This is a genomic window from Serratia sp. (in: enterobacteria), assembly GCF_052400455.1.
Taxonomy (GTDB): Bacteria; Pseudomonadota; Gammaproteobacteria; order Enterobacterales; family Enterobacteriaceae; genus Serratia; species Serratia ureilytica.
The window spans coordinates 2147206-2171423 of record NZ_CP185812.1 but is presented as its reverse complement, the minus strand read 5'-3'; the positions used below and the strand labels follow the sequence as shown (position 1 = coordinate 2171423).

The window sequence follows — 24218 nt, the reverse complement described above, 5'->3', positions numbered from 1 at the left end:
TTTTTTCGCTTTGTGATAAACTCTCGCCCTTGTCTTTATTGCACCCTGAGAGTTCGCCCCGTGGCCAAATCCACCGCCGTTTTTCTGCCCCCCGCTTTCCTTGACGCCACCCGCGCCATCATGCCCGCCGAGCTGGCGATGGACGATTTTATCGCCGCCTGTCAACGCCCGCTGCGCCGCAGCCTGCGCGTCAACACGCTGAAAATCAGCGTCACCGACTTCCTGGCGCTGGTGCGGGACTACGACTGGCGATTGGAACCCATTCCCTGGTGCGCGGAAGGTTTCTGGATCGAGCGCGACGATGAAGAGCTGCGATTGGGCAGCGCCGCCGAACATTTGAGCGGCCTGTTCTACATTCAGGAGGCCAGCTCGATGCTGCCGGTCAGCGCGCTGTTCGCCGGCGGCGCAGCGCCCCATCGGGTGCTGGACGTGGCGGCCGCGCCGGGTTCCAAAACCACCCAGATAGCCGCGTTGATGGATAATCAGGGCGGCATCGTCGCCAACGAATACTCCGCCAGCCGGGTGAAAGTGCTGCACGCCAATATCAGCCGCTGCGGCGTGAAGAATACGGCGCTGACCCACTTCGATGGCCGGGTGTTCGGCGCCGCGCTGCCGGAGAGTTTTGACGCCATTCTGCTCGACGCCCCCTGCTCCGGCGAAGGCGTGGTGCGCAAAGATCCGGACGCCATGAGCAACTGGTCGCCGGAAAGCGTCGCCGAGATCGCCGCCACCCAGCGCGAGCTGATCGACAGCGCGTTTCATGCGCTGGCGCCGGGCGGCGTGATGGTTTATTCCACCTGCACCCTCAATGCGCAGGAAAATCAGCAGGTGGTGCGCTGGCTGCTGGACACCTATGGCGACGCGGTCAGCATCGAGCCGCTGGGTGAGCTGTTCCCCGGCGCCGACAAGGCGTTGACCGCCGAGGGCTTTCTGCACGTCTTCCCGCAGATTTACGACAGCGAAGGGTTTTTCGTCGCCCGCCTGCGTAAAAAACACGCCGTGGCGCCGTTGGCGAAGCCGACCTATAAAGTCGGTAAATTCCCGTTCAGCCCGCTGTCCGGCAAAGAGGCGGCGCTGATCGCCCAAGCCGCCGCCGCATCCGGCTTAACCTGGGGCGATGACAGCCGGCTGTGGGAGCGCGACAAGGAAATCTGGCTCTTCCCGGCCGAGCTGGAGCCGCTGTTCGGCAAAGTGCGCTTCTCGCGTATCGGCCTCAAGCTGGCGGAGCGCTTCCCGAAAGGTTTCCGTTGGCAGCACGAAGCGGCGATCGCCCTCGCGGGCGCCGACGGCAAACAGCATTTCGAGCTGGACGCCGCGCTGGCCCAGGAGTGGTATCACGGCCGCGATCTCTACCCTGAGCAGCCGCCGGCGGGCGACGAGTGCATCGTCACCTATCAGGGGCAACCGCTGGGCATCGCCAAACGCATCGGCAGCCGCATCAAGAACAACCTGCCGCGCGAGCTGGTGCGCGACGGCGCGCTGGATTTTCACCTGTAATCACCCTGGCGCCGGGGAGCCGCTTTCCCCGGCGATAAATAAAGATAACAATATTCCCATCGCCATTCGTTATTATTCTAATCATTTCACCATCACGTTATTTCACCCGCGCACGCTTGCCCTGTGCCAATTAAAAAGTTTTGACCTTTGATAAAGACAATTTCACGTTCTTATCCTATTAATTTAAATGTAAGTAAATAAATGCGTGCAACTCAGCTCTGGGTGGCGTTTTTGCGGACTTTCTCTGACATGGCAAGGAATCATGATGAAAAAAACTCTGCTGGTTTTGCTCTCGTTAACACCTCTGCTGTGCATCAGTGGCGCAGCCAACGCAGCGGGCACCATTCAGGGCACGCTGGGCGTGACAATGACCATCGGCGCCGGCTGCGTCGTTACCGGCGGCAACAGCTCCGGCACCACCAACAACTTCGGCTCCATCAGCTTCGGCACCTACTCGTCGCTGGCTAACGTCATCACCGCCAGCGCCACCGGCAGCGGCGGCACCGGCACCTTGGGGCTGAACTGCACCACCGGCACCAACTACACCGTGGCGCTGGACAACGGCCTCAACGCCTCCGGCAGCCAGCGGCGCATGGCCAGCGGCGTGCCCGCCTACATCAGCTATAACCTCTACCAGGACAGCGCCCACGCCGTGCCGTGGAACAGCACTACCGGCGTGCTGACCGGCACCGGCACCGGCTCGGCGGTCCCGCTGATCGTCTATGGTCTGGTGCCCGCCGCGGGCACCACCCCGGCGGCAGGCGCGTACAGCGATACCGTCACCATGACCGTCACCTGGTAAGCATGACGCGCCTGGCCGTCACCTGCATGCTGCTGTCGTTGGCAGGCGCTTGCCGCGCCGACGTCAGCACTGCGACGGTCGGCGTCAGCGCCACCTTGGTCAAATCCTGTGTCGCAGGCACCACCAGCGGCGGCAACACCACGTTCGGCACCTTTAACTTCGGCACGGTCTATTTCCTCAATACGGCGATAAAAGTGACCGGCCAGGCGAACGCCGGCGCACTGCAGATCAACTGCAACAACGGCACCAGTTACACGGTGCTGCTCAGCGGCGGACAGAGCGGCAATACCGCTTCGCGCTATCTGCAAAGCGCGGCGGGCCCCCGCGTGAACTACAACCTGTATACCAGCGCCAGCTACGCCACCGTCTGGGATAACGTCACCGGCGTGACGCAGACCGCCACCGGTCGGAGCAAGTCTGGCTGCCGGTGTACGGCATGATCCCGGTGCAGGCGACGCCGGCGACGGGCACTTATACGGACACGGTACAGGTGACGATAAATTGGTGATGGAACGGAATGCGCGCTCCCTGCTGCTTGCTGCTCTGCCTGGCGCTTCCCCGGCCCAAAGCGATACCGGCGTCAACGATACCAAAAGCCAGGGCTTCACGGTCAATGCTTCGATCATCAAAGGCTGCGTGCTCGGCAGCGGCGTCACCAACGTTACCTCGTTCGGCAGCATGAGCTTCGGCCAGGTGGCGTCTTTAAGCAGCCCGGTAAAAATTGTCTCGAGCGCCGGCGCCGGCTCGATCCTGATCCGCTGCAACCCCGGGCTCAGCGTCACCCTGGGATTGAACGTCGGCAATAACGTGTCCGGCTCCATCGCCGGCGGCCGCAAGTTGTTGAACTCGGTCACCTCGGAAACGCTGATTTACCAGCTCTACCAGGATGCCAACTACGCCGTCTTTTGGGGAGACGGCGGCAACGGCGGCGCCGCCCAAACCGTCTCCTCCACCGGCAGTACGCAGGAAATAAAAATCTACGCCAGTCTAATGGCGAGCAGCACCTTGCCCACCAGCGGCACCTACAACGATACGGTCTTAGTGACGGTGAGTTATTGAGCTTTTAAAAGGATCACATTATGCGTACTACTCTGCTTCGCCTGCCTCTGCTGGCAGGATTGTTGTTAGCCGGCCAGCCGCAGGCCTTCGCCGCCGCCTCCATTCTGATTTGGCCCATCGATCCGGTTATTGAAGACAACCAGCAGGCGACAGCCCTGTGGCTGGAAAACCGCGACAGCAAGCCGGTTTACATGCAAATTCGCGTGCTGGGCTGGCAACAAACCGGCGGTAAGGACGATTACCGCAACCAGAGCGAGGTGCTCGCCAGCCCGCCGGTCGCCACCATTCTCCCCGGCAAACGCCAACTGATTCGCCTGATCAAGCAGACGCCGCCCGCCGCCGGACAAGAGCGGGCTTACCGCATCCTGGTCGATGAAGTGCCGATCAAAGATAAAGATGGCGCAGCGCCCGACAAAGGCGCGCAGATGGGGCTGAAATTCCAGATGCGTTATTCGGTGCCGCTGTTCGTCAGCGGCAAAGGCGTCTGGACCAAGCAAGACTTCGAACACCCGCGCGACTACGCCACCGCCAACCAGCCGAAGCTCAGCTACCGGCTGCTGCAACAAAACAGCCAGCGCTGGCTCGACGTGCGCAATGACGGCATCGTGCATGCTCGTCTGTCGCAGGTCAGCATTCAGGGCCAGCCGCTCAACAACGGGCTGCTGGGCTATGTGCTGCCGGGTTCGCAAATGCGTTTCGCCCTGCCGCCGTCGGGCAGTTTTGCCGCCGGCAAGCTGCAGGCGATGGTCAACGACAATAAACAGCCCGTAACCCTCCCGTCTTACTGAGCCCGAGGCGCAGGTGATGCGGATGTCGCCATCGCCCTCACGCGGCATGCAGCTCAAGCCGCTGGCCCTGGCCGTACTCTGTATGGCGGTAGAACTGTGCCCGCCGCCTGCCGCCGCCGACGATTTGCCACCGCCGCCCCGCGCCGTCAGCATGCCGGATACCACGCTGTATCTGGAGCCGGTGGTGAATGGCCGCCCGACCGGCAAAGTCGTGCCGGTCGCCTACCGCGGCGGCCATTACTATTTAACGCCTCAGCAGCTGATCGATGCCGGCCTGCCGGTGACGGACAAACAGGTGAAAGAGATCGCCGTCGATCAACTGGATAAGGTCGACGTCACCTACAGCGGCGAAACGCAGCAGTTGCTGATCTCGGTGCCCAACGATTGGCTCCCCAGGCAAACCCTCGGCGACGCCAACCCGGAGCAGCGGCTGCCGGCGCAAAGCAGCCTGGGCCTTCCTGCTGAATTACGACGCCTACATCAGCCAAAGCGGTGGGCGCAGCAATCCGGGCTATTTTTCCGCCTGGAGCGAACAGCGCCTGTTCGACGGCTTCGGCGTTATCGCCAACACCGGCATTTTCCGCAGCAGCTTCAACGGCGAGACCGCCACGCAGCAGAACAATCGCTATATCCGCTACGACAGCAGCTGGCGCTACAGCGACGACGACACCATGCTCAGCTATACCGCCGGCGATCTCACGACCGGCTCGCTGCCCTGGACCAGTTCGGTGCGCATCGGCGGTCTGCAGGTAGCGCGTAATTTCGCCACGCGGCCGGATCTCATTACCTACCCGCTGCCGCAGTTCTCCGGCCAGGCCGCCGTGCCGAGCAGCGTCGATCTGTACATCAACAGCTATAAAAACACCTCCGCCAACGTGAATCCCGGCCCGTTCACCCTGAATACCGTGCCCTACATCAACGGCGCCGGTCAGGCGACGGTGGTGACGACCGATGCGCTCGGCCGCCAGATCAGCACGACGGTGCCGTTCTATGTCGCCAGTTCGCTGCTGCAGGCCGGGTTGAGCGATTTCAGCCTGTCGGCAGGCGCGCTGCGCCAAAACTACGGTTACCGATCCGCGGACTACGGCCAGTGGGTGGCCAGCGGCAGCGGGCGTTACGGCGTCACGGACTGGCTCACGATCGAAGGGCGGGCGGAAGGTGCGGCGGAGTTGGCGGTCACCGGCGCCGGCGCCGGCGTGCGCATCGGGCAGCTAGGGGTGCTCAACGCCTCCTACAGCTACAGCCAGGCGGGCCGCGACGCTTTCAACGCCCCTCCGGTCACGCCGCGGTATTACGATCCGGTCACCGGCCAACCGGTGCAGCAACCGGATGCCGGTCCGGTGTATCAGTACGCCGGCCGCCACGGCGATCAAACCAGCCTGAGTTACACCTACAGCAATCAGTATTTCAGCCTCAACGCTCAACGGGTGCTGCGCAGCGCGGACTTTGGCGATCTTTCCACCTACAAGAGCAGCTATCGGCTGAGCCGCCGCACCGATCAGCTGACCGGCAGCATCGGCCTGAGCCGCTTCGGCAGCCTGGGCGCCGGTTATTTCGACGTGCGCGACGCCATCGGCCAGCGCACTCGCCTGGTCAACCTGTCGTACAGCCTGACGCTGTGGCGCAACATCAGCCTGTACGCCTCGGCAAACCGCGAGATTGGCGGTGACGGTTACAGCTCTCAGCTGCAGATCAGCATTCCGTTCGATACCTGGGGCACCGCCAACGTCAGCACCGCCCGCGACGCCGGCAACCGCTGGAGCGAACGCGTGGCTTACAGCCGCGCCGCGCCGACCGACGGCGGTTTCGGTTGGAATCTGGCCTATGCCGGCGGCCAGGGCAGCAACAGCGATTATCGTCAGGCGGATGTGACCTGGCGCACCTCGCTGTTGGAAACCCGCGCCGGGCTGTATGGCAACCGTAACGACTACACCCGCTGGGGCGAAGTCAGCGGTTCTCTGGTGGCGATGAACGGCGGCGTTTATGCCACCAACACCATCAACGATGCCTTCGCGCTGGTATCGACCGACGGCTACGCCGGCATTCCGGTCAGCTACGAGAACCAGCGCATCGGCGTCACCAACGACAAAGGTTATCTGCTGGTGCCCACCGTCACCTCGTATTACCACGCCAAGTTCCAAATCGACCCGCTCAATTTACCGGCGGACGTTAACCTGCCGGCGGTCGAAAAAACCGTCGCCATCCGCGATCACAGCGGCTACCTGGTCGAATTCCCCGTCCAGCGCCTGTCCGCCGCCGACGTGGAGCTGGTCGATGCGCAAGGCAAACCGCTGGCCAACGGCAGCCAGGTGGCGGTGCTCGGCGGCAATCAACAAAGCTACGTCGGGTGGGATGGCATGACCTATATCGATCCGGTGCAGCAATACAACCGATTAAGCGTAATCCCGGCCGACGGCGGCCCGCCGTGCCAGGTCAGTTTCAGCCTGGCCAACCCGCAGGGGCTGCAACGCGTCGGCCCTCTCGTCTGCCAGTAACACACGGAGAAGAAGAATGATGTCTCGGCAAGTGAAAATCTTTTTGGCGGCGCTGCTGTTGATGTGTGGACAACGCGCGCTGGCGGACTGCGCCACCACCAACGGCACGGTTACCCTGCCCAGCAGCAACTCCTTCGCCGTCTACAACGGCCAGATAAGCGCCCAGGGCACTGCGGGGCTGAACTGCACCGGGCTCGGGCTCAATTTGCTGACGCAAAACACCGTCACGGTCAAGATCGCTTCCACCACCAACAACATGGCTCTGCTGAACGGCAACGGCTCAGGCGATAAAATTTCTTATTTGATCTACCCGGATTCGAACTACCAGTACCCGTATAGCGTCGGCCAGACCATCGATTACAGCTCGCTGAATCTGCTGTCGCTGATCCTGATCTCTTCCAACGTCAACTTTCCGGTGTATATCAAAACCGTCGTCGGCGCGAACGTCAGCGCCGGCACCTATACCGATACCATCAACCTGGTGTGGAACTACCATATCTGCGGCCTGGGCCTGATAGGGCTTTGCATCTGGTGGGACGGCACCAATCAACCCAGCACCGTGACCGTCACCGCGGTCATCACCAAGAGTTGCCTGATCAACACCGCCAACAACGTCAACTTCGGCAGCATGGCCTTAGTGGGGCAATTCAATCCGATCAACCAAAGCATCACGCTGACCTGCACCAAATCCCAGTCTTACAGCTCCTACTTCACCAACGGCAACAACCCGATCACCGGCTGGCGGCGAATGCTCAGCGGCACCAGCAACTTCCTGCAGTATCAGATCTATTTGCCCAATACCAGCACCGTGTGGAGCAGCACCAACGCGCAAAGCGGCACCGGCACTGGCCTGGCGCAAAGCATCCCCTTTACCGCCGCCGTCAATCCGGCGCAGACCGAAGTGCCGGTCGGCACCTATCAGGATAACGTCAGCTATGTCGTGACTTACTAGCGCAGCCGCTAGCCGCCCGGCCGAATGTTGCCAGAGTGTATTTTTTATGTGGCATTTTTTGCTCATTTGGCTATGCTCATACCGATGACCTGACTGGTCTAACCTCCTACCACATCATTGAGCAAGGAGTTCCCATGAGCAAAACCGTCGTAAAAATTGGCAGCTTCGAGGTCGATGACGCGCATCTTCACGCCACCGCCGACCGTGCAGGCACCCTGAGCATCCCCTGCAAGTCCGATCCGGATCTGTGCATGCAGCTCGACGGCTGGGATGAACACACCAGCATTCCGGCCATCCTCAACGGCAAGCAGTCGCTGCTGTACAAGCAACACTACGACCGACAGACGGACGCCTGGGTGATGCGGGTGGCATGAAAATATATCCAGTAGGTTGACGACGCGCTGCTTTCATCAGAAACAGCGCGTTTTTTTATGCGATGGCGATGCCGCGGCCGGCAAAGAAGTGGGCGAAGCGGTTGAGTGACAGCTGTACTCGCTCGCGCGTCGCCGGGCTGTCGCCCGAAGGATTATGGAAGGTCACGCTTTGCGCATCGGCGGCGGTGATCAACACCAGATGCCCGCCCCGCTGCGGCGGTATGTTCTCGGGCCGGCGAATGGCGGGATGCACCGAGGCGATAAAGTAGCGGCATTCATGAAGCAGCGCCGGCACATCGGCGGCCGCCAACCCCACCTTCACCTCCGCCTGCAGCGCGAACTGCTCGCGCACATACTCGACGAACGGCGCGTAAATCAGCCCTTTTATCCGCTCGTTCTCACGCACATAGGCACCATAAGGCAGGCTGCGGCGCGCCAGTTCCAACAGCGGCGGCGCTGCGCCATCGCGGTGGCCCAGCACCATTTTCAGGCAGGCCATGCCGCACACGTGGTTGGCCCACTCGACGTACTCCGCCCGATCGCGGGCGCCGCTGCGCGCCCAATTCTCGTCTTGCGCCAGCGTCGCGCGGCCGGCGATCAGATCGGCGGCCATCTCCGGGCTCGCCCACTGGCACTCGTAGGGAACGGCGCGCATCCGTTTAGAACTTGTCGACGACTTTGAAATTCATCAGCACCAGCGTCATGTCCGGCGAGAACAGATCGTACTCTTCGAAGAAGCGTTGCAGCTCTTTGCGCCAATGCGCCAGCGAACGATCGCCCTCGCCTTCGGCAAAGGCGTGCGCTTCATCGACCTGATCGTACGTTTTCATTTCCACCGCGGTCAGCTCAACCGCGCAGACCGGCTCTCCCTTGCCGTCCACCACCAGGAACCGATCGCCGGCCTGTGGGATGCCCTCGCCGTCCAGGTTGGAGCAGGTCGCCGTTTTGGTGCCGTTCAAAATCAATTGCACCACTTCATCGGCCTGCTGTTCGGTATCGCCGAACGCCCAGCGCTCAAGGTGCTCGTATTTCTGTGGAATTGCCGTCGCCATGATTATACCTTTTGGAAAAATGCCTCAATGCAGACAGGATAGTACAACGTATTGGCGGCCGTCTGCATCCGTCACAAGCGCGACTGCGCGTTATGCCAGCGCCGTCTTTACGAGTTTTTACCGTTCTTCGCTGTGCCTTCAGCGCTACGGGGCGCATACTGTGAACATTATTCACTCAATGGCAACGCCAGGCGGCAACATGCGGCAAGACGATTTCGATGCTGACGATACCTTCAGCGATTTACTCAACAGCGTCGCGTTGGCGACGCTGTTGCTCATCGCCATCGCCGGCGGATGGTATTTCAGTTAAGAGAGGGCGACGTGGCGACAAAACGCATGGGCAACAAGCTCAGTAAAATGGTGGTGGTGCTGCTGCTGATCTGCCTGGCGTTGCTGCTGTTGCGTTGGGCGGCGATAGCGTTCGGTTAATCCCATAAAACGACGCCGGCCAACCGCCGGCGCCCTGCTCACCGCCGCGGCGCCGCGGTCGGCTCCAGTAACTCGCGCAAATAGGCCAGACGCGCTTCCCCCTGTGGCAACCAGCGACGGCACAGCCAATGTTGCGTTTCACCCGTGCGGCTGAGGCGGTAGTACTCCGCGAAGGTTTCGACCCAGTTCATGATGTGTTCTCCTGCTTTTCGACATTGCCAGTATTGAGCGCAAAAACCAGAAGAAATACTGATGGCTTGTTTTTTATGCTTCCTGTTTTTTGCCGTCGGTAGCGAAGCCGCAGTTCAACTGCTACATTGGGCGAAAATCAACCCACCGAGGTGTAGGCCATGACGTTCTCGGAACAGGAGATTAAACCCGTATGGGATGAAGTCGCGCGCCTGATCGGCGACAGCGTGATGCAGCTGCGCCATCGCGGCGAGGCGCTGTCGGTGGAAACGCTGGAGAAACATCTGGCGCGGCAGCTGGCCGAGAGCAACGACATCGAACGGCGTATCCTGCTCGGCGCCGCCATCAACATGCTGAAAGGCGGAAAATGAATCGCCAACCGAAAAGGTTGGCGATCCGACAGAAGCCCGAGGTATGCAAGCCCGGCCTTCTGCGCGCTACTATGTCACGCTAATATGACGTAATTAATAGGAATTGTCGGGTTTTTGCCCAAAACGCCCTATTTTTGTTGCCTGCATTACGCCAACACGAAATCGCCGGCATCCAGCGGCTGCCCCACCACTTTCACCAGGAAATCGTTGCCGTCAAAGGCGCCGCCCAGGTTGATCGCCACATCGCTGACGTGATTTTGCGCATCGTAGCTCAGCTTCGCCTCGCCCGCCTTGCCGCTGAACTGATCGACGAAGCGGATGCCGTCGGCGCTGCCGGTGTTGAACAGCGTCAGATCGATCTTGTCCTCACCGCGCACGAAGTCGCGGATCCAATCCGGCGCCGCCGCCGTCGACTCATCCGCCGCGAAGTAGACGAAGGTGTCCTTGCCGGCGCCGCCCCACAGCTGATCCGCCCCTTTGCCGCCGTACAACACATCATCGCCCGCGCCGCCCTTGAGCACGTTATCGGCGGCGTTCCCGACCAGCACATCGTTACCCGACCCGCCGATGGCGTTTTCAATCGTTACGCCCGCCGCGATCGACACGTTGCCTTTCAGGCCGCCGACGTCCGAGAACGCCTTTTCATTCAGGTTGATGCGCTGATTTTGGCCAAAGCCGGAGAAGTCGAAGGTGTCGTTGCCGCCGGCATCCCAGGCGGTGAAGATTATCTTGTCCTGCGCGCCGGTGGCGGTGAGGAAGTCGCGATCGGTGTTGGAATTGAAACCGTAAACCGTGTCGCCGGTGCGGGTGTTCATGTTGGCGCCGTAGAAATGCTGGATCGCCGTGATGTCATTGAGCAACGGCCCGGAAGAGTACGCGCCTTTAAAGTCCTGCCCGGTGTTGCTTTCGCTGAAATAGCTCATCAGGCTGTGGGCGCGGCTGTCTTCGAAGTAGGTCGCGTCTTTAGCGTAGGTGATGCTGACGCCCGGCGCGGCGTTATAGTCGCCCGGGTGCTGCAACCCCAGCGCATGACCGATCTCATGGGTGAAGGTCTGGCGGCCGTACTCGTTTTCATGGATCTGGTTGTTGACGAAGGTGTGGTTCTTGGCGTTATACCAGGTTTGACCGGCGACCGAAGGCGATGAATCCGGGTTATACGCAAAGGCATAGGAGCCGCGCGAGCTGTAATCGAACAGACCGAATTTGATGTTGGCGGCGGCGGTGTTGCTGGTCTCGGTGAAGGTGATGTTGGCCACGTCGGACCATGACTGCAGCGCCAGTTTGGCCTGCTCGCGCTGTTCCGCGTTAAAGCTGCTGAAGCCGCTGATGCTCATGCTCGACATATTGCCCGGCGCCTTTTCCCAGAAACTGTAGGTCAGGGAGACCGGCTTTTCGGTCACGCCCTTGTCGTGCCAACTGCGATCGCCGCGCACCAGTTCCAGGCCGGCATTCTCGAACGTTTTCGACGGATGAAGCACGGTAATGGTGTCGTCTTCATCGGGTTTATAAGCGCCCAGCAGGGCTAATACGCCTTCGGCCTTAACGGAAGCATTGCTTGATGACATAACCTTATCTCCATATTCGTCAATTCAATCGGGGTGATGCCCCAACTGGCGGATTGCCTGAACGGCAGCGGCCCGGTGTTGAATCAATACGGGGATATCGGTAATGCGCTGGCGCCTTCCATCGGCACTCTGAATGAGAACGATAATCCCTTAAGAGAAGAGAATAGACACATTTTACCGAGAACAGATTTTTCTTATCAAAAGTGTGACAGGGATTTTCCGCCATGCGAATGATTTTCAAGGTAATAATCAGCATTATCACGATGTCGAAAAAAGTATAAAAAAACCGGGGCAATCCAACCCCGGCTATCCATAACACACTCTGGACTCAGACTAACCAACCGACCAACAGCGTCGCGCCAATGACCGTGGAAGCGCCGCCGATGCGCGTAGCGATTTGGGCGAACGGCATCAGCCCCATGCGGTTGGACGCCGACAGGATCGCCACGTCGCCGGTGCCGCCCAGGCCGCTGTGACAGCAGGTGACGATCGCCGCTTCCACCGGGAACATCTTCAGGTAAGGCGCAATCAGGAAACTGACCAACCCCATCGACAGCACCACCGAGCCGCAGACCACCACATAGCCGACCGAGAACACCGCAACCACGCTTTCCAGCGGCACGTACAGCATGCCCAGACCGATCATCAGCGGCCATACCAACGCGGTGGAGACGAACTTATAAAAACTGTGCGCGCCGGTCTCCATCGAAGCCGGGATCACCCGGCAGTATTTGCACAGCACCGCGAACAGGATCATCAGCACCGGGCCAGGGATATGCACGATATGCTCGAACAGGCCGCCGACGATAAAGAAGGCGCAGATCACCAGCAGCCCGCCGCCCATCAGTTGGAAATCGACGTTGCCGCTTTGTTCCTTGATGGCGAACATCGCGTTCTCCTGCGCCGAACGGATCAGCATGCCGTCGCCGCTCAGCGCCTTGCGCTGCATGCCGATGCGCGCCAGCACCCCGGCGGTCACGATGGCGAAGATATTACCCAGCACCGCCGCCGGCGCCAGCTGCGCGACGTAGACGTCCGGCGTCGATCCCAGGATCGCCGAATAGGCCAGCGACAGCGGTAAAATGCCCTCGCCGATGCCGCCGCCGATGATCGGCACGATGATAAAGAAGAAGGTGTGATAGAAGGTGAAGCCGAACAGTTTCCCTACCAGTAGCCCGGTGATCACCGCCGTGACCGTGCCCACCACCAGCGGCACGAACATGCGAATCATCCCCTGGATCAGGATCACCCGGTTCATGCCGAGAATGCTGCCGACCACCAGACTGGCGATGACGAAATAAAGCAGGTTGGCGTCTTTCATCAACAGATGGACGGTGCCCATGACGTTGGGCTGGAACACGTTGAAGTAGACCAGCACCGACGGCACCATCAAACACAGAATGGCCGGCCCGCCGATATCGCGCAGCACGGGAATGCTTTTACCCAACTGCGCCAACGCAAAGCCCAGCGTCATTATCACCGCCAGGCCGCCGATCATATTCTTCGGCAGGAAGTTAGCATAGGCGGAAATCGCCACGATGGCGCAAATCGTGATAAACAACGCGATCGGCACCGCACCGATATCTATTTGACGAAGTTGATTAATTAATCCTGATGATTCGGACGATGCCGTATTTTTATCACAGGCTATTTCTGCATTTATCTGTTTCATTATTCACCCTGCTGACAAGCGTACAGTACGGTTAGATCCACCTGGCGCAACAATCCCGCCATAGCCAAGTGAAAACAACTAATTACAAAAATCCTATTGCGGATTTCGCTTTTTCTAATAAGAAATAAAACAGTAGACAGCACTGACAATATGATAAAAAATAAAAATGCAAAACTAAATTACGCTGAGGGAATTCAATATTGTGACCCTCCGCCAAGGTTGGTTTTAATTAATTATCGTCAGCATTTTGTAATTAAAGTAATCAGGCTTAAATTCGCTGCTATGCTATAGGAGGGCGAAAAAGCCCCCTGCTTTATTAATAAAGAACCGGAAACGCCATTAGCTGAATCCGGTCAGCTTGATCCGAACCTTAATCCTGCGCGCGGCACCGCACGGGAAAAAGGCATAATATGACTCATAAGGAAGTAGAATATGTCTTCACGCGCTGTTACCCCACAAACCCTCGCTCGCTACGGCATCCATCAGGCCGCCGACATCGTCTATAACCCCAGCTATGAATTGCTGTTCGCCGAAGAGACCCGCGCCGACCTGCCGCCGCTGGAACGCGGCACCCTCACCCAACTGGGGGCGGTCAACGTCGCGACCGGCGAATTTACCGGCCGTTCGCCGAAAGACAAATACATCGTGCGCGACGACACCACGCGCGACACCGTCTGGTGGTCCGACAACGGTACCGGCAAGAACGACAACCAGCCGCTGTCGCCGGAAGTCTGGCAGCATCTGAAGACGCTGGTGGGCAACCAGCTCTCCGGCAAGCGTCTGTTCGTGGTGGATGCCTTCTGCGGCGCCAACGCCGATACGCGCCTGAAGGTGCGCTTCATCACCGAGGTGGCCTGGCAGGCGCACTTCGTGAAAAACATGTTCATCCGCCCAAGCGACGCCGAGCTGGCGGACTTTGAGCCGGACTTCGTGGTGTTGAACGGCGCCAAATGCACCAACCCGGACTGGCAGCAGCAAGGGCTGCACTCGGAAAACTTCGTCGCTTTCAACCTGACCGAGCGCATGCAGCTGATCGGCGGCACCTGGTACGGCGGCGAGATGAAGAAAGGCCTGTTCTCGATCATGAACTATCTGCTGCCGCTGAAGGGCATCGCCTCGATGCACTGCTCGGCCAACGTCGGCGAGCAAGGCGACGTCGCGGTGTTCTTTGGCCTGTCCGGCACCGGCAAAACCACCCTCTCCACCGATCCGAAACGCCAGCTGATCGGCGATGACGAGCACGGCTGGGACGACGACGGCGTGTTCAACTTCGAAGGCGGCTGCTACGCCAAAACCATCAAGCTGTCGCCGCAGGCGGAGCCGGAAATCTATCAGGCGATCCGCCGCGATGCGCTGCTCGAAAACGTCACCGTGCGGGCCGACGGCAGCATCGACTTCGACGACGCCAGCAAAACCGAGAACACCCGCGTCTCTTACCCGATTTATCACATCGAGAACATCGTCAAACCGGTGTCCAAAGCCGGCCACGCGCGCAAGATCATCTTCTTGACCGCCGACGCCTTCGGCGTGCTGCCGCCGGTGTCGCGCCTGACGCCGGAGCAGACCCAATACCACTTCCTGTCCGGCTTCACCGCCAAGCTGGCCGGCACCGAGCGCGGCATCACCGCCCCGACGCCGACCTTCTCCGCCTGCTTCGGCGCCGCGTTCCTGACGCTGCACCCGACGCAATACGCTGAAGTGCTGGTGAAACGCATGGAGGCCGCCGGCGCCCAGGCTTACCTGGTCAACACCGGCTGGAACGGCAGCGGCAAGCGTATCTCGATCAAAGATACGCGCGGCATCATCGACGCCATCTTGAATGGCGACATTGAGCAGGCCGACACCTTCACGCTGCCGATCTTCGGGCTGGCAGTGCCGACCGCGCTGCCGGGCGTCGATCCGTCGATCCTCGATCCGCGCAAAACCTACGCCGACGAATCGCTGTGGCAGGAGAAAGCGCAGGATCTGGCGCAGCGCTTTATCGATAACTTCGCCAAATATACCGTCACCCAGGCGGGCGAAAAACTGGTGAACGCCGGGCCGAAGCTGTAACGCAGACGTTTTGCATCCTGCTGTTTAAGGGCCGAACTTTCGGCCCTTTCTTGTTTTCATCTTTTCATCCTTCCGCCAGCAAACCCGGCATCACCAGCGCCACCGCCGCCGCGATGCGCTCGTCGATCGCGCTGCCGGGCGGCAACAGCCCCAGGGTCATCTGCCGCAGCGGTTCGGCGATGGCCATCGCCAACAGCAGATCGCTGGTTTGCGCCCAGTCGCGCTCACGCAGCCACCCGCACTGCTGCTGGCGCCGCAGCCAGTCCGCCACCGTCGCCCGTCCGCGCAGAATGCCGTTGCGCTGATAGCTGTCCAGCAGCGCCTCGCGCCCCGGAAACTCGCTTTGCAGCAGCCGAAACATCCCCACCGCTTCGGCGCTCAATACCTGCTGCGCCACCGCCGTCAGCCCTTTTTCCAACAGCGGCGCCACCGCCTCCCACCGCCCGGCATCCTGGGCGAAGGCCGGCTGAAACGCATCGGTCCAGCCGCTCACCGCCTGCGCCACCAGTTCGTCGCGATTGGCCGCAAAGCGATACAGGGTTTTTTTAGCCACCCCGGCGCGTTTCGCCACCGCATCCACCGTTGCCGCGGCATAGCCGCCGTCGAGCAACAGCGCCAGCGTCGCCTGCGCCAACGCGGCGCGCAGCGCCGTTTCCGGCGTGGCCGGCCGGCCGCGAGCACGCAGCGGTTCTTCATTCGGGTTCGCCATATTTATTCCTCACAAGCATTGACAGACTCAGCATAGCGGCATAGTTTTATTTTGGAAACACAACTCGTTTCCAAAATAAAACAGGAACCCATTATGACACATCCTTCCCTGCTGGCGCCGTGGGGCGTTAACGATATCAACGAGTTGCTCAAACCTGAACCGCTGCGGCTGGAGATGGGGCTGAGTCGCAGCGCCGACGGTTTGCTGACCGTCGCGGTCCGTACCGATCTGCACGGCTGCAAGGGGCGCATGCTGGACTGGTGGTTCACCTTCTTTGAGAACACGCAGCACATCAACTGGTGGCACCCGCACGATCACGTCGAACATCGCGGCTGGGACCGCCATTGGAAAAAAGGGGAAAGCTACGTCGGCGCCAGCATCGAAGCGGTCGAATGGCTGGCGGAGCTGCCACCGGTCGCGGCGCGCCTCAAATTCCACGCCGCCGAGGACTTCTTCGCGCCGCAACCGCTGCGCCAGGCGCGTGACGCGCAGGCGCTCTCCGCCGCCGTGTGCGCGCGCATCGGCTTCGGCGACCAGGTGGCGTTGGATGACAACGGCGATCCCTGCGACGGCGAAATGCTGCATCTGGCGCGCGATACGCCCTACGGGTGCGTGCTGCGCAGCCGTTTTCTGTTGGGTAAAGCCTGCGCCAACGCCCACGACGAACTGTCGGACGACATCGGGTTTAACCTGATGCGCCACTGCTACAACGAGTTCAGCTATCTGGCGCAGTTCCTGCCGTCGCTGTACTACGCCGAAAACGGCCGTGAGCCGGCGCCGTTGCTCTGGTGAATCGCGCCTCACAGTTCCCGCTGAAATCAATTGATTGTTTTGTCGTATAAATTTAGAACTGACGAACAATAAATCAAAAGTATGGGAACGGGGATGAATCAACAGACTCTCGACGCGCGCCGCTCGCGTCAGGCGTTGCTGGCCGGCTCGGTCGGCAACTTTATCGAATGGTACGAGTTCGGGGTGTACGGGTTCCTGGCCACCGTTATCGCCGCCAATTTTTTCACGCTGCAGGGTGAAAATGAAATCACCAGCCTGATCCTCACCTACGCCGCCTTCGCGCTGGCGTTTTTCTGCCGGCCGATCGGCGCGGTGATCTTCGGCCGCATCGGCGATCGCATCGGCCGTCGTCCGACGCTGATTGCGGTCCTGCTGCTGATGACGCTGGCGACGGCGTTGATCGGCGTCATGCCGACCTATGCCTCGATCGGCGTCGCCGCCCCGCTGCTGCTGACGCTGCTGCGTATGTTCCAGGGGCTGTTCGCCGGCGGCGAATTCGGCGGCGCCGTGTCGCTGATGACCGAGTTCGCCCCAAAGGGCAAGCGCGGGCTGTTCGGCGCCTGGCAATCGCTGACCGTCGCGCTCGGCCTGTTGGCCGGCGCCGGGCTGGTGGCGCTGCTGGCTGCGCTGCTGAGCGTGCAGCAGTTGCATGACTGGGGCTGGCGCATTCCCTTCCTGCTGGCGCTGCCGATGGGCGCCGTGGCGCTGTGGCTGCGGCTCAAGCTTGAGGAAACGCCGACGTTTACCCAGGCGCAGCACGCCGCGGAGCACACCGCCGCGCCGCCGGAAGCGAAGCTGGGCGGCGTGGTGAAAACCATTCTGGTCGGCATCGGCCGCATGATGGGCTGGTCGGCCGCCGGCTATACCTTCCTGGTGGTGATGCCTTCCTATTTGCAAACCTCGCTGCACGCCACCTTCCAACAGGCGCTGGTGGCGACGGTGCTGGCCAACGTCGGTTTCGCCCTGACCATCCTGCCGGCGGGCATCATCAGCGACAGGCTGGGACGAAAAACGGTGATGCTGACAGCCGTGGCGGCGGTGATCCTGTTCACCTTCCCGCTGCTGCACCTGTTGCAGGATGCGCAGAGCTCACTGTGGATCAAAGGGCTGGCAGTCATGATCGCCGGCGCCGTGGTCGGCCTGCTGGCCGGTCCCGGCCCGGCGATGCTGGCGGAGATGTTCCCGACCCAGGTGCGCTATACCGGCCTGGGGCTGGCTTACTCGCTGTCCAATGCGGTGTTTTCCGGCTCGGCCGGGCTGATTATCACCGGCCTCATCAAACAGACCGGCAATATCGACATTCCCGCCTACTATGTGGTCGCCACGTCGGTGGTCAGCCTGTTTGCGCTGATGACGCTGCGCCGCGACGATCATCTGCGCTCGCTGAACGAACGTTAATCCTCCGGGGGCGCATCGCCCCCATTCCAACTCGTGATAATGATCACAACGCAATAATGTTAACGTTAACTTTTGTGATTAACATCGCATGAGTGATAACTGACAGCTTCATCCATCCGCGAGTTAACGTTAACAATAGAGCTAACTTCACTCACCGGGGCCCTACCCATGAACCGCGAAACTAAAAAAATATTACGTGCTGCTCAGCGGCCTGCTGTTCTTCTTTTTCTTCACCTGGTCTTCCAGCTTTTCGCTGATCTCGCTGTGGCTGAATCAAAAGATCGGGTTGAAAGGCGCCGAGACCGGTCTGATCTTCTCCGCCATCTCGCTGGTGGCGCTGTGCGCACAGCCGTTGTACGGCTTTATTCAGGACAAACTTGGGCTGCGCAAACACCTGCTGCAGTTTCTCGGCGTGATGCTGCTGCTGACCGGCCCGTTCTTTATCTACGTTTATGCCCCGCTGCTGGCGAGCAGCCTGCCGCTCGGCGCTTTGGTCGGTGGGGTGTTCATCGGCGCGACCTTCTTCGCCGGCATCGGCGCGCTGGAATCTTATACCGAGCGCGTCAGCCGCATCAGCGGTTTCGAGTTCGGCCGCGCCCGCATGTGGGGCTCGCTCGGCTGGGCCAGCGCCACCTTTGTGGCCGGTTTTATCTTCAATATCAATCCGAACATCAATTTCTGGCTGGCCTCCGCCGCCGCCGTGGTATTCCTGTTTCTGCTCAGTCAGGTACGCGAGCTGAAGCCGAACGCCATGGCCGGCCTGGCATTCGGCAAACCGGAGAACCTGCGGCTGCAGGACGCGCTGGCGCTGCTGCATATGCCGGGCTTCTGGGCACTGGTGGTGTTTGTGCTGGGGATCAGCGTATACAACGTTTTCGATCAGCAATTTTCTGTCTACTTCGCTTCACAGTTCGCTTCTCGCGCACAGGGCAACGAGATGTACGGTTTTCTCAACTCGCTGCAGGTCTTCCTCGAAGCCGGCGGCATGTTCCTGGCCCCGCTGCTGGTGAACCGTATCGGCGCCAAGCAGGGGCTGTTGCTGGCGGGCAGCGTGATGGCGCTGCGCATGTTCGGTTCCGGGTTGGTCAGCGGCGCCCTGATGATCTCCGCCATGAAACTGCTGCACGCCGTAGAATTGCCAATCCTGCTGATCGCTATCTTCAAATACATCGCCAGCCGCTTCGACAGCCGACTCTCCTCCACGCTGTACCTGGTAGGCTTCCAGTTCATCACCCAGGTGATGGCCAGCTTCCTGTCGCCGCTGGCGGGCTACGGTTATGACCGCATCGGCTTTGCCGACACCTATCTGCTGATGGGCTGCGCGGTCGCCGTCACCACGCTTGTCTCCTGTTTCTTGCTGCGCGGCGAACGCTCCGCCACGGCAACGCCCTTTCCATCCGCCATTAAATCAAGTGAGTCTGTCCAATGAACACTGCTTTAGCTCAAGCCGACCATGCGGTCGAAGCCCTGTGCGCAGAGCGCCGAGACGATTATTATCCGCAGTTCCATCTCGCACCGGCCGCCGGCTGGATCAACGATCCCAACGGCCTGATCTGTATTGACGGCGTCTATCATGCCTTCTTCCAGCATCACCCCTATAGCGAACACTGGGGGCCCATGCACTGGGGGCATGCGACCAGCCGTGACCTGATACGCTGGCAGCGCCAGCCCATCGCCCTGGCGCCCGATGCGCCCTATGACAAAGACGGTTGTTTTTCCGGCTGCGCCGTGGATGACAACGGCGTGCTGACGCTGCTTTACACCGGCCACGTGTGGTTGGGCGAACCCGGTGACGACAGCCTGGTGCGGGAAGTGCAATGTCTGGCCACCAGCGAAGACGGCATACGCTTCGTCAAGCACGGACCGGTACTGGCCCCGCCGGACGGCATTCAGCATTTTCGCGATCCGAAAGTCTGGCGCGAAAACGGCGAATGGTGGCTGGTGGTCGGCGCCAAAGAAAACGGCCTGGGCCAGGTGCGCCTGTACCGCTCTGCCGACCTGCGCGCCTGGCGCTTCGATCGGGTGCTGGCCGGCGCGCAAACGGCGCATCAGGGCTATATGTGGGAATGCCCGGATTTCTTCCCGCTGGGGGAGCAACACCTGCTGCTGTTTTCGCCGCAGGGGCTGGCGGCGCAGGGCTACCGCTACCGCAATCGCTTCCAGAGCGGCTATCTGCTCGGCCATTGGCGGCCGGACGGCGACTTTACGGTGACCCAGCCCTTCTGCGAGCTGGATGCCGGCCACGATTTCTATGCGCCGCAGACCTTCACCGCCGCCGACGGCCGCCGGCTGCTGTTTGCCTGGATGGATATGTGGGAATCACCGATGCCCAGCAAAGCGCACCGCTGGGCCGGTGCCCTCACCCTGCCACGCGAGCTGACGCTGGCCGCCGACGGCAGCGTCCGCATGAATCCGGCGCGTGAACTGGCGGCGTTGCGCCGAGGATCGCAGACGTTGTCGGCGCAGACGCTGACCAATCAGCATCTGCCGCTGACGAACGATATGCAGGAGCTCATCCTGACGTTGAGACCGGCCGACAGCGACGCCGAGCGGTACGGGCTGGCCATTGGGAGTGCGGCGCGGCTGTTCGTCGACAATCAGTCACACCGATTGGTGCTGGAGCGTTTTAATGAACATCCGGCGCTGTGCACCTGCCGCAGTGTGCCGCTGCCGGAGGGTGACATCCTGTCGCTGCGGATCTTTATCGATCGCTCCTCACTGGAGATCTTCGTTAATCAGGGGCAGGCCTGCCTGACCAGCCGCATCTATCCGACGGCGGACGATCGCGGTCTCAGCCTGTTCGCCGAAGGCGGCCGGGCGCTGTTCGAGCCCATCACGGGATGGCAGTTGGCAAGCATCTGGGGGTAATGGGAATGAGCACCGGGCGCGCAGCGACGCCCCGGTGCGTTTACAGCGAACCACGTTCCAGCAGCGGGCAAGGCACTTTCACCGTATCACGCTGTTCCCGCCGCTCAATCACATGCAGCGCCGCAAGGCGACCCAGTTCATAATGCGGCAGCTGCACCGTCGTCAATGCCGGCAGGAACAGCTCGCCGGTGCCGACCATATTGTCGTAGCCCAGCACCGCCACCTGCTGCGGTATCCGCCATCCTTGCGCCAGCAATACCTGATACGCCAGAAACGCTATCCGATCGTTCCCACACACCACGACATCGCAATCGCGCCGGCCGGCGGAAAAATGCCGCTCCAGCAACGCTACGCAGTCGCGATAGCTTTGATCGCCGGCGCTCAGATCGAGATGATACTGCCGCAGTTGTTCAACATCGCGCCCCGCTTCGCGCCAGGCGCGTTCCAGACCGCGGCGGCGCAGCCCCGCCGCCAGCGTATCCGCCGGTAAATGAATGCACAAAGGCGCGCGATAGCCTTTGGCGATCAGCGTGCGCGTCGCGTCATACTGCCCTTGCTCATCATCAGGAATGTAGCTGGCGATAGAATGCGCCGGGCTGACGCAGTTGGCCAACACCAGCTTTTTGTCCAGCAGTTTGGCCGGCAGCGTCACCTCACGCAGCCCCATCGTGGTGAAGATCACCCCATCCGGCCGATGCGCCAGCAGCAGATCGACGGTCTGTTCGGCGTTGTCGTCGGCGAACAGGTTGACGACGAAGCTGTTCCAGCCGCGCTCGCGCGCGGTTTTCTCAATCGACAGGATCATTTCCACCGAGAACGGCGTCGTGGCGGTGTCCAGCGCCAGCACGCCGAGCGTCTGCACGCGATTTCCGTCACCGCGAATACGCCGCGCCGACAGATCCGGCACATAGTCCAACCGATCGATAGCCTGTTTGACGCGGCGGTAGGTTTCCGGCCGCAGCTTGCCGGGTTCATTGATGGCGCGGGACACCGTCATCAACGAGACTCCGGCAAGTTTTGCGACGTCTTTCAGCGAAGCCATGCGCCCTTCTTTATGATTAATGGGAAAAAGTGAATAATCCCATAACCGGGCACAGGACTCTACTCTGCGTTAACGGGATGTGATGTCCGCCCACAGGATAGCGCTGCCGGCCCTCAACGGCGCCACGTCGCCCCCCGCCGCCGATGCCGTCCACCAGACGCCCTCGCGCGCGCTCAGTTCGCCGCCCCCCGGCAGCGACCAGAGCCCGCTCAGCACATACAGCACCCCCGCCCGCCCCGGCGGCAAGGTTAGCGGCTCGGCGCTGCGTTGCACCTGCGCCGCTAGCCGGCCGCGGCGCGTCATGATGTTGAAATCCTGACTGGCGCCGCCCAGCAGCGTCGCTTCCAGCGCCACGTCGCCGGAAAAGGCGAACGGCTCCCCGATACGCGCCAACTGATGGTCGATATGCCCGGCGCTGAACAGCCGCACGCCGTCGCCTTCCAGCAGCGTGATCGAACGATCGATGCCCGCAAAGGCGGAAAACGGCCCGTCCTGTGCGATGGTGGCGATGCTGGCGCGCCAGTCGAAATCCGGCTCGCCCGGCGGCCAACTGACGATTTCACGGGTTTCCCCGCCGCCGTTGCGCCACGGGCTGACCGGCAACCCAGCGAAATTAAAACGGGTCAGGCTCATCACGCCTCCTGCTGAAAGGTTTTCAGCACCTGCAGGAACTCGGCGCTGCTCTGCTGCTGCAGCGCGTGCCGCCCCTGCTCGATCACCTGTCGGCCGCCGACGAACACGTCGCGAATTTGCTCTTTGCCGCCGGCGAACAGCCAGCGGTTGAGGATCGAGGCATCCGGCGCCGCCGCCAAATACGGATCGTCGCCGTCCAGCACCAGCCAGTCGGCGCGATAGCCGCTCTGCAAGCGGCCGATCGGCGCGCCGCACGCCTGCGCGCCGCCTTGCAGCGCCTGGTGATACAGCACATCGCCCACCGCCGATTGCTGCGGTGTCGTCAGGCGATTGCGGCGCTGATCGCGCAGCCGCTGCCCATATTCAAACCAGCGCAGCTCTTCCACCACGTTGAGCGAAACGTGGCTGTCGGAGCCGATGCCCCAACGCCCCTGCTGCTGCAGATAGGCGTCGCCGGGGAAAATGCCGTCGCCGAGGTTGGCTTCGGTGGTCGGGCACAGGCCGGCCACCGCGCGACTGCGCGCCAGCGCTTCCAGCTCGTCGCGATCCAGATGGGTGGCGTGTACCAAACACCAGCGCTGATCCACCGGCAAATGGTCATACAGCCAGGCCACCGGTCGCTGCCCGCTCCACGCCAGGCAGTCGTTCACCTCTTTTTGCTGCTCGGCGATATGAATATGCACCGGCAAGGTGCGATCCGACGCGGCCAAAATCTGTTGCATCTGGCCAAGTTCCACCGCGCGCAGCGAATGGAAACACAGACCGTGATTCTGCAACGGGCGATCCGCCAGTTGGCGAGCAATCACCTGCTGCTGTTGCAGATAGCCTTCGGCATCCTGGATAAACCGTTTCTGCCCCGGCTGGGCCGGCTGGGCGCCAAAACCGGCGTAACTGTACAGCACCGGCAGCATCGTCATGCCGATGCCGGCCTGATGCGCGGCCGCGCTGAGGCGGCCGGTCATTTCACCGCGATCGGCGTAAGGCTTGCCGTCGGCGTCGTGATGCAGGTAGTGGAATTCGGCCACCTGGGTATATCCGCCCTTGAGCATTTCGATATACAGTTGACGGGCGACCACCTCCACCTGCTCCGGCGTCAGGCGCTGCACCAGCCGATACATCAGATCGCGCCAGGTCCAGAAGCTGTCCTGCGGGTTGCCCGCCACTTCCGCCAACCCGGCCATCGCGCGCTGAAAGGCGTGGGAGTGCAGGTTCGGCATGCCCGGCACCGCATCGCCGTGCAGCCGGGTGCAGCCTTGCGGTTCAGCGTTGGCGGTAACTTGAGTCAGATAACCTTGCGCATCGACGTCTAGCCGGACGTTATGCGCCCAGCCCTCAGGGAGCAAAGCGCGTGGGGCAAAATAAGCAGGCATGGCAGTATTCCACGGTTAATGTAACGGCGAATAAGGCGCGGCGATGGCGCGTCTTCAGGAATTTTTGGCGGTCGCCGGCAAGTTTCTGGCGCGACGGCCACTAGTTGTA

The 24218-nt window shown here is 61.2% G+C and carries 22 protein-coding genes and 2 pseudogenes; 15 read left to right on the top strand and 9 right to left on the bottom strand.

Annotated features, from left to right (window positions below; translation table 11 throughout):
- The first annotated feature begins 60 nt into the window (after positions 1 to 60).
- The 8 genes and pseudogenes from rsmF to ACORQT_RS10565 all read left to right on the top strand — a co-directional run bounded on the left by rsmF (position 61) and on the right by ACORQT_RS10565 (position 7967).
- Positions 61 to 1497, top strand: coding sequence for a 16S rRNA (cytosine(1407)-C(5))-methyltransferase RsmF (rsmF, locus tag ACORQT_RS10600; protein WP_060660801.1), 1437 nt, complete (start codon positions 61 to 63; stop codon positions 1495 to 1497).
- A gap of 265 nt (positions 1498 to 1762) precedes the next feature.
- On the top strand, positions 1763 to 2299 hold the full coding sequence (locus tag ACORQT_RS10595; protein ID WP_444859428.1) for a Csu type fimbrial protein: 537 nt from the start codon (positions 1763 to 1765) through the stop codon (positions 2297 to 2299).
- A 26-nt stretch (positions 2300 to 2325) separates the two neighbouring features.
- Positions 2326 to 2807 (top strand): annotated as a pseudogene (locus tag ACORQT_RS10590) (Csu type fimbrial protein).
- The gene (locus ACORQT_RS10585; protein ID WP_444859427.1) at positions 2807 to 3358 is read left to right on the top strand and encodes a Csu type fimbrial protein; all 552 of its coding nucleotides are present in this window, start codon (positions 2807 to 2809) and stop codon (positions 3356 to 3358) included. The pseudogene ACORQT_RS10590 and the gene ACORQT_RS10585 overlap by 1 nt, the downstream one beginning before the upstream one ends.
- Positions 3359 to 3378: 20 nt before the next feature.
- Positions 3379 to 4146, top strand: a complete 768-nt coding sequence (locus tag ACORQT_RS10580; protein WP_444859403.1) for a fimbrial biogenesis chaperone — start codon at positions 3379 to 3381, stop codon at positions 4144 to 4146.
- Between the two features lie 46 nt (positions 4147 to 4192).
- Positions 4193 to 6641 (top strand): annotated as a pseudogene (locus ACORQT_RS10575) (fimbria/pilus outer membrane usher protein).
- A 16-nt stretch (positions 6642 to 6657) separates the two neighbouring features.
- Positions 6658 to 7593, top strand: a complete 936-nt coding sequence (locus tag ACORQT_RS10570; protein WP_187048822.1) for a Csu type fimbrial protein — start codon at positions 6658 to 6660, stop codon at positions 7591 to 7593.
- A 134-nt stretch (positions 7594 to 7727) separates the two neighbouring features.
- Complete coding sequence (locus tag ACORQT_RS10565; protein ID WP_033652110.1) at positions 7728 to 7967, top strand: YebV family protein; 240 nt, start codon at positions 7728 to 7730, stop codon at positions 7965 to 7967.
- A 55-nt stretch (positions 7968 to 8022) separates the two neighbouring features.
- Here ACORQT_RS10565 and ACORQT_RS10560 read toward each other — a convergent pair whose 3' ends face one another.
- Positions 8023 to 8622 carry a C39 family peptidase gene (locus tag ACORQT_RS10560; protein WP_089191602.1) on the bottom strand — a complete coding sequence of 200 codons (600 nt, stop codon included), beginning with the start codon at positions 8620 to 8622 and terminating at the stop codon, positions 8023 to 8025.
- Between the two features lie 4 nt (positions 8623 to 8626).
- Positions 8627 to 9019, bottom strand: a complete 393-nt coding sequence (locus ACORQT_RS10555) for an ASCH domain-containing protein (protein ID WP_033638276.1) — start codon at positions 9017 to 9019, stop codon at positions 8627 to 8629.
- Between the two features lie 336 nt (positions 9020 to 9355).
- On the opposite strand from ACORQT_RS10555, the gene yniD reads away from it, so the two are divergent.
- Entirely contained in the window at positions 9356 to 9448 is a 93-nt protein-coding gene (gene yniD, locus ACORQT_RS10550) for a small membrane protein YniD (protein ID WP_016928013.1), read from the top strand.
- A 38-nt stretch (positions 9449 to 9486) separates the two neighbouring features.
- On the opposite strand, the gene ACORQT_RS10545 is transcribed toward yniD, so the two are convergent.
- Positions 9487 to 9639, bottom strand: a complete 153-nt coding sequence (locus ACORQT_RS10545; RefSeq protein WP_162997461.1) for a hypothetical protein — start codon at positions 9637 to 9639, stop codon at positions 9487 to 9489.
- 159 nt (positions 9640 to 9798) lie between these two features.
- Between ACORQT_RS10545 and ACORQT_RS10540 the strand changes: the two genes are divergently transcribed.
- Positions 9799 to 10008 (top strand): hypothetical protein, encoded by a 210-nt coding sequence (locus ACORQT_RS10540; RefSeq protein WP_033642834.1) that lies wholly within the window; start codon positions 9799 to 9801, stop codon positions 10006 to 10008.
- Between the two features lie 146 nt (positions 10009 to 10154).
- Here the strand turns inward: ACORQT_RS10540 and ACORQT_RS10535 are convergent, their stop codons facing one another.
- Both ACORQT_RS10535 and ACORQT_RS10530 read right to left on the bottom strand, forming a co-directional pair.
- Entirely contained in the window at positions 10155 to 11573 is a 1419-nt protein-coding gene (locus ACORQT_RS10535) for a serralysin family metalloprotease (protein ID WP_046686934.1), read from the bottom strand.
- 328 nt (positions 11574 to 11901) lie between these two features.
- On the bottom strand, positions 11902 to 13245 hold the full coding sequence (locus ACORQT_RS10530) for a 2-hydroxycarboxylate transporter family protein (RefSeq protein WP_444859402.1): 1344 nt from the start codon (positions 13243 to 13245) through the stop codon (positions 11902 to 11904).
- Between the two features lie 432 nt (positions 13246 to 13677).
- On the opposite strand from ACORQT_RS10530, the gene pckA reads away from it, so the two are divergent.
- The gene (gene pckA / locus ACORQT_RS10525) at positions 13678 to 15297 is read left to right on the top strand and encodes a phosphoenolpyruvate carboxykinase (ATP) (RefSeq protein WP_033642831.1); all 1620 of its coding nucleotides are present in this window, start codon (positions 13678 to 13680) and stop codon (positions 15295 to 15297) included.
- Between the two features lie 64 nt (positions 15298 to 15361).
- On the opposite strand, the gene ACORQT_RS10520 is transcribed toward pckA, so the two are convergent.
- Positions 15362 to 16006, bottom strand: a complete 645-nt coding sequence (locus tag ACORQT_RS10520) for a TetR/AcrR family transcriptional regulator (protein ID WP_072627733.1) — start codon at positions 16004 to 16006, stop codon at positions 15362 to 15364.
- Positions 16007 to 16099: 93 nt separating this feature from the next.
- Here ACORQT_RS10520 and ACORQT_RS10515 point away from each other — a divergent pair, with 93 nt between their 5' ends.
- From ACORQT_RS10515 to ACORQT_RS10500, 4 genes are all read left to right on the top strand, one after another.
- Positions 16100 to 16798: a DAPG hydrolase family protein gene (locus ACORQT_RS10515; RefSeq protein ID WP_025302572.1), complete on the top strand. Its 699-nt coding sequence runs from the start codon at positions 16100 to 16102 to the stop codon at positions 16796 to 16798.
- A gap of 93 nt (positions 16799 to 16891) precedes the next feature.
- The gene (locus tag ACORQT_RS10510) at positions 16892 to 18196 is read left to right on the top strand and encodes an MFS transporter (protein WP_147838863.1); all 1305 of its coding nucleotides are present in this window, start codon (positions 16892 to 16894) and stop codon (positions 18194 to 18196) included.
- A 196-nt stretch (positions 18197 to 18392) separates the two neighbouring features.
- A complete protein-coding gene (locus ACORQT_RS10505; RefSeq protein ID WP_444859401.1) occupies positions 18393 to 19625 on the top strand; it encodes an MFS transporter in 1233 nt (410 codons plus the stop codon).
- Positions 19622 to 21064 carry a glycoside hydrolase family 32 protein gene (locus ACORQT_RS10500; protein ID WP_164057541.1) on the top strand — a complete coding sequence of 481 codons (1443 nt, stop codon included), beginning with the start codon at positions 19622 to 19624 and terminating at the stop codon, positions 21062 to 21064. Before ACORQT_RS10505 ends, ACORQT_RS10500 begins: the two co-directional genes overlap by 4 nt.
- Positions 21065 to 21104: 40 nt before the next feature.
- Here ACORQT_RS10500 and ACORQT_RS10495 read toward each other — a convergent pair whose 3' ends face one another.
- The 3 genes from ACORQT_RS10495 to ACORQT_RS10485 all read right to left on the bottom strand — a co-directional run bounded on the left by ACORQT_RS10495 (position 21105) and on the right by ACORQT_RS10485 (position 24109).
- The gene (locus ACORQT_RS10495; RefSeq protein WP_164057542.1) at positions 21105 to 22106 is read right to left on the bottom strand and encodes a LacI family DNA-binding transcriptional regulator; all 1002 of its coding nucleotides are present in this window, start codon (positions 22104 to 22106) and stop codon (positions 21105 to 21107) included.
- Positions 22107 to 22175: 69 nt separating this feature from the next.
- The gene (locus ACORQT_RS10490; RefSeq protein ID WP_197749769.1) at positions 22176 to 22739 is read right to left on the bottom strand and encodes a HutD/Ves family protein; all 564 of its coding nucleotides are present in this window, start codon (positions 22737 to 22739) and stop codon (positions 22176 to 22178) included.
- Positions 22739 to 24109, bottom strand: a complete 1371-nt coding sequence (locus ACORQT_RS10485; protein ID WP_033642819.1) for a formimidoylglutamate deiminase — start codon at positions 24107 to 24109, stop codon at positions 22739 to 22741. Before ACORQT_RS10485 ends, ACORQT_RS10490 begins: the two co-directional genes overlap by 1 nt.
- Positions 24110 to 24218 lie beyond the last annotated feature (109 nt).